General features: G+C 55.2%; 2 tRNA genes and 3 rRNA genes. All 5 read left to right on the plus strand.

The features are described from left to right. Window positions 1–346: 346 nt before the first annotated feature. The 5 genes from C8D72_RS17250 to rrf all read left to right on the plus strand — a co-directional run bounded on the left by C8D72_RS17250 (window position 347) and on the right by rrf (window position 5,510). Window positions 347–1,886 (plus strand): 16S ribosomal RNA (locus C8D72_RS17250). A 71-nt stretch (window positions 1,887–1,957) separates the two neighbouring features. Continuing rightward, window positions 1,958–2,034 (plus strand) — tRNA-Ile (locus C8D72_RS17255). Window positions 2,035–2,041: 7 nt separating this feature from the next. Beyond that, window positions 2,042–2,117 (plus strand) — tRNA-Ala (locus tag C8D72_RS17260). A 283-nt stretch (window positions 2,118–2,400) separates the two neighbouring features. Beyond that, window positions 2,401–5,292, plus strand: a 23S ribosomal RNA gene (locus C8D72_RS17265). A gap of 102 nt (window positions 5,293–5,394) precedes the next feature. Next, window positions 5,395–5,510 (plus strand): 5S ribosomal RNA (gene rrf / locus C8D72_RS17270). Together the 16S, 23S and 5S rRNA genes with 2 tRNA genes alongside form the textbook arrangement of a ribosomal RNA operon. The last annotated feature ends 46 nt before the right edge of the window (window positions 5,511–5,556 follow it).

Genomic DNA, 5,556 nt, shown 5'->3' on the forward strand with positions numbered 1-5,556 from the left:
GCAAGCAGGTGATTGTTTTGACTAGGGTTTTGGTCGCTCAATCAGGATTTCAGATCCAGCCGCTGACTTCCGCATCGAAAAAAAGAGGTTGACTTTTCGATGCAGGGCTGTAAAATGCCCACTCTCTCGAAGCAACCGCCACGGTGGTTGAGGCAACATCTTCGAGACGCTCTTTAACAAGTCGATCAGGCAATTTGTGTGGGCGTCTGGCTCGTGTGACACCAGTCACATAGATAATCGAGCAGACGAACACTCGTCAAGAGTACTAGTTTGACCTCGAGCCCGGATTGATTCACCTCGGTGACTGCTTTTGTAGTCTTCGAAACGAATCTCAAAGCTTCAAAATAAACTGAAGAGTTTGATCATGGCTCAGATTGAACGCTGGCGGCAGGCCTAACACATGCAAGTCGAGCGGTAACAGGGGTAGCTTGCTACCCGCTGACGAGCGGCGGACGGGTGAGTAATGCATGGGTATCTGCCCGGTAGTGGGGGATAACTCGGGGAAACCCGAGCTAATACCGCATACGTCCTACGGGAGAAAGCAGGGGATCTTCGGACCTTGCGCTATCGGATGAGCCCATGTCGGATTAGCTTGTTGGTGAGGTAATGGCTCACCAAGGCCGCGATCCGTAGCTGGTCTGAGAGGATGATCAGCCACACCGGGACTGAGACACGGCCCGGACTCCTACGGGAGGCAGCAGTGGGGAATATTGGACAATGGGGGAAACCCTGATCCAGCCATGCCGCGTGTGTGAAGAAGGCCTTCGGGTTGTAAAGCACTTTCAGTGGGGAAGAAGGCATGGTGGTTAATAACCACCATGAAGGACATCACCCACAGAAGAAGCACCGGCTAACTCCGTGCCAGCAGCCGCGGTAATACGGAGGGTGCAAGCGTTAATCGGAATTACTGGGCGTAAAGGGCGCGTAGGCGGCTTGCCAAGCCGGATGTGAAAGCCCCGGGCTCAACCCGGGAACGGCATTCGGAACTGGCAGGCTAGAGTGCAGGAGAGGAAGGTGGAATTCCCGGTGTAGCGGTGAAATGCGTAGAGATCGGGAGGAATACCAGTGGCGAAGGCGGCCTTCTGGACTGACACTGACGCTGAGGCGCGAAAGCGTGGGTAGCAAACAGGATTAGATACCCTGGTAGTCCACGCCGTAAACGATGTCGACCAGCCGTTGGACCCCTTGAGGGTTTGGTGGCGCAGTTAACGCAATAAGTCGACCGCCTGGGGAGTACGGCCGCAAGGCTAAAACTCAAATGAATTGACGGGGGCCCGCACAAGCGGTGGAGCATGTGGTTTAATTCGATGCAACGCGAAGAACCTTACCTGCTCTTGACATCCTGCGAATCTCCCAGAGATGGGAGAGTGCCTTCGGGAGCGCAGAGACAGGTGCTGCATGGCTGTCGTCAGCTCGTGTTGTGAAATGTTGGGTTAAGTCCCGTAACGAGCGCAACCCCTATCCCTTTTTGCCAGCGGTCCGGCCGGGAACTTCAGGGAGACTGCCGGTGACAAACCGGAGGAAGGTGGGGACGACGTCAAGTCATCATGGCCCTTACGAGCAGGGCTACACACGTGCTACAATGGCCGGTACAAAGGGTTGCGAAGCGGCGACGTGAAGCCAATCCCATAAAGCCGGCCTCAGTCCGGATCGGAGTCTGCAACTCGACTCCGTGAAGTCGGAATCGCTAGTAATCGTGGATCAGAATGCCACGGTGAATACGTTCCCGGGCCTTGTACACACCGCCCGTCACACCATGGGAGTGGACTGCACCAGAAGTGGTTAGCTTAACCTTCGGGAGAGCGATCACCACGGTGTGGTTCATGACTGGGGTGAAGTCGTAACAAGGTAGCCGTAGGGGAACCTGCGGCTGGATCACCTCCTTAAACGACTAAAGTGCTCACGCGAACCAGCGCGTCCACACAAATTGCCTGATCGGATAGAGCGAAGACTGCTTGGGTCTGTAGCTCAGTTGGTTAGAGCGCACCCCTGATAAGGGTGAGGTCGGCAGTTCAAGTCTGCCCAGACCCACCAACCTGTCGGGGCCTTAGCTCAGCTGGGAGAGCGCCTGCCTTGCACGCAGGAGGTCAGCGGTTCGATCCCGCTAGGCTCCACCATTACCGGCTTCGGTGCTCGCAAACAGTCTCGCTGATACTGATGAAACCACAGTCAAAAGTCATGATGATGACAGATCATCGACATGATTTCTGACTGTCTTTTTGACAGTACGCTCTTTAACAATGTGGATCATGCTGACCTGTCGGTCGGTGAACACCCCTTCCTCGGAAGGGTGTCGTGACCCGGCCGGCAGACAACGTATAAGTTTGCTGTGATACGTAATGTCGTACGTATTCCAGCAAATGTCGTGTGATTGTGAGACCGGACCCCTTGGGGTTATATGGTCAAGCGATTAAGCGCACACGGTGGATGCCTAGGCAGTCAGAGGCGATGAAGGACGTGACAGCCTGCGATAAGCGTCGGTGAGGTGGCAAATGACCTGCGACCCGGCGATTTCCGAATGGGGAAACCCACTTACCATCAGGTAAGTATTCATGAGCCAATACATAACTCATGAAGGCGAACCGGGAGAACTGAAACATCTAAGTACCCCGAGGAAAAGACATCAATTGAGATTCCCCCAGTAGCGGCGAGCGAACGGGGACCAGCCCTTAAGCAGTGCAACCGATAGGCAAACAGTCTGGGAAGTCTGACCATAGCGGGTGATAGTCCCGTAGCCGAAATCCGAGCATTGTGAAATCGAGTAGGTCGGGGCACGTGAAACCCTGACTGAACATGGGGGGACCATCCTCCAAGGCTAAATACTCCTGACTGACCGATAGTGAACCAGTACCGTGAGGGAAAGGCGAAAAGAACCCCGGCGAGGGGAGTGAAATAGATCCTGAAACCGTGTGCGTACAAGCAGTGGGAGCAGACTTGTTCTGTGACTGCGTACCTTTTGTATAATGGGTCAGCGACTTATTTTCAGTAGCGAGCTTAACCGAATAGGGGAGGCGCAGGGAAACCGAGTCTTAAATGGGCGAATTAGTTGCTGGGAATAGACCCGAAACCGGGCGATCTATCCATGGCCAGGATGAAGGTCAGGTAACACTGACTGGAGGTCCGAACTCAAGTATGTTGAAAAATGCTGAGATGAGCTGTGGATCGGAGTGAAAGGCTAATCAAGCTCGGAGATAGCTGGTTCTCCTCGAAAGCTATTTAGGTAGCGCCTCACGTATTACCACCGGGGGTAGAGCACTGTTTCGGCTAGGGGGCCATCCCGGCTTACCAACCCGAGGCAAACTCCGAATACCGGTGAGTACAGCGTGGGAGACACACAGCGGGTGCTAACGTCCGTTGTGAAAAGGGAAACAACCCAGACCGCCAGCCAAGGTCCCAAAATCCCGGTTAAGTGGGAAACGATGTGGGAAGGCACAGACAGCCAGGAGGTTGGCTTAGAAGCAGCCATCCTTTAAAGAAAGCGTAATAGCTCACTGGTCGAGTCGGCCTGCGCGGAAGATGTAACGGGGCTCAAACCGGGTACCGAAGCTGCGGGTGCATCCTTATGGATGCGCGGTAGAGGAGCGTTGTGTAAGCCTGCGAAGGTGGATCGTGAGGTCTGCTGGAGGTATCACAAGTGCGAATGCTGACATGAGTAACGACAAGGGCGGTGAAAACCCGCCCCGCCGGAAGACCAAGGGTTCCTGTTCGACGACAATCGGAGCAGGGTGAGTCGACCCCTAAGGCGAGGCCGAAAGGCGTAGTCGATGGGAAACGGGTCAATATTCCCGTACCGGATGTTATTGCGATGGGGGGACGAAGAAGGCTAGGTGAGCCGGGCGCTGGTTGTCCCGGTGAAAGCGAGTAGGCCTGAGGATCAGGCAAATCCGGTCCTCTACAAGCCGAGACGCGAGACGAACAGACTACGGTCTGGAAGTCACTGATGCCACGCTTCCGGGAAAAGCCTCTAAGCTTCAGATAACATGCGATCGTACCCCAAACCGACACAGGTGGTCAGGTAGAGAATACCAAGGCGTATGAGAGAACTCGGGTGAAGGAACTAGGCAAAATGGCACCGTAACTTCGGGAGAAGGTGCGCCGGCCAGGGTGACGGGACTTGCTCCCTGAGCTCTGACCGGCCGAAGAGACCAGGTGGCTGCAACTGTTTATTAAAAACACAGCACTCTGCCAACGCGTAAGCGGACGTATAGGGTGTGACGCCTGCCCGGTGCCGGAAGGTTAATTGATGGTGTTAGCCGCAAGGCGAAGCTCTTGATCGAAGCCCCGGTAAACGGCGGCCGTAACTATAACGGTCCTAAGGTAGCGAAATTCCTTGTCGGGTAAGTTCCGACCTGCACGAATGGCGTAATGATGGCCACGCTGTCTCCACCCGAGACTCAGTGAAATTGAAATCGCTGTGAAGATGCAGTGTACCCGCGGCTAGACGGAAAGACCCCGTGAACCTTTACTATAGCTTCACACTGGACGCTGATGTTACTTGTGTAGGATAGCTGGGAGGCTTTGAAACCCCGACGCCAGTCGGGGTGGAGCCAACCTTGAAATACCAGCCTGGTATCATCGGCGTTCTAACTCCGCACCGTGATCCGGTGTGAGGACAGTGTGTGGTGGGTAGTTTGACTGGGGCGGTCTCCTCCCAAAGAGTAACGGAGGAGCACTAAGGTACCCTCAGCACGGTTGGAAATCGTGCAATGAGTGCAAGAGCATAAGGGTGCTTGACTGCGAGACGGACATGTCGAGCAGGTGCGAAAGCAGGTTCTAGTGATCCGGTGGTTCTGTATGGAAGGGCCATCGCTCAACGGATAAAAGGTACTCCGGGGATAACAGGCTGATACCGCCCAAGAGTTCATATCGACGGCGGTGTTTGGCACCTCGATGTCGGCTCATCACATCCTGGGGCTGAAGTCGGTCCCAAGGGTATGGCTGTTCGCCATTTAAAGTGGTACGCGAGCTGGGTTTAGAACGTCGTGAGACAGTTCGGTCCCTATCTGCCGTGGGCGTCGGAAGTTTGAGAAGTGCTGCTCCTAGTACGAGAGGACCGGAGTGGACGCACCGCTGGTGTACCGGTTGTCATGCCAATGGCACCGCCGGGTAGCTATGTGCGGACGGGATAACCGCTGAAGGCATCTAAGCGGGAAGCCCCCTTCAAGATGAAACTTCCCTGGAGCCTCGAGCTCCCTGAAGGGCCCTCGAAGACGACGAGGTCGATAGGCGCGGTGTGTAAGTGCAGCAATGCATTGAGCTGACGCGTACTAATTGCCCGTGAGGCTTGACCATATAACACCCAAGTGGTTCGCATCACACGAATGCGTTGATGTATCGATCAGCATGATCCCGATCTTGACCCGCTGCCCACAGGGCAGCCGGTCTACAGAATTGCCTGACGACCATAGCGTGCCGGCACCACCCGATCCCTTCCCGAACTCGGTAGTGAAACGGCTCCGCGCCGATGGTAGTGTGGGGTCTCCCCATGTGAGAGTAGGTCATCGTCAGGCACCCCTTCCGAACCCCGGTCCTTAACAGGACCGGGGTTCTTTTATG

Source organism: Kushneria indalinina DSM 14324 (genome assembly GCF_003385845.1).
GTDB classification, from domain to species: Bacteria; Pseudomonadota; Gammaproteobacteria; order Pseudomonadales; family Halomonadaceae; genus Kushneria; species Kushneria indalinina.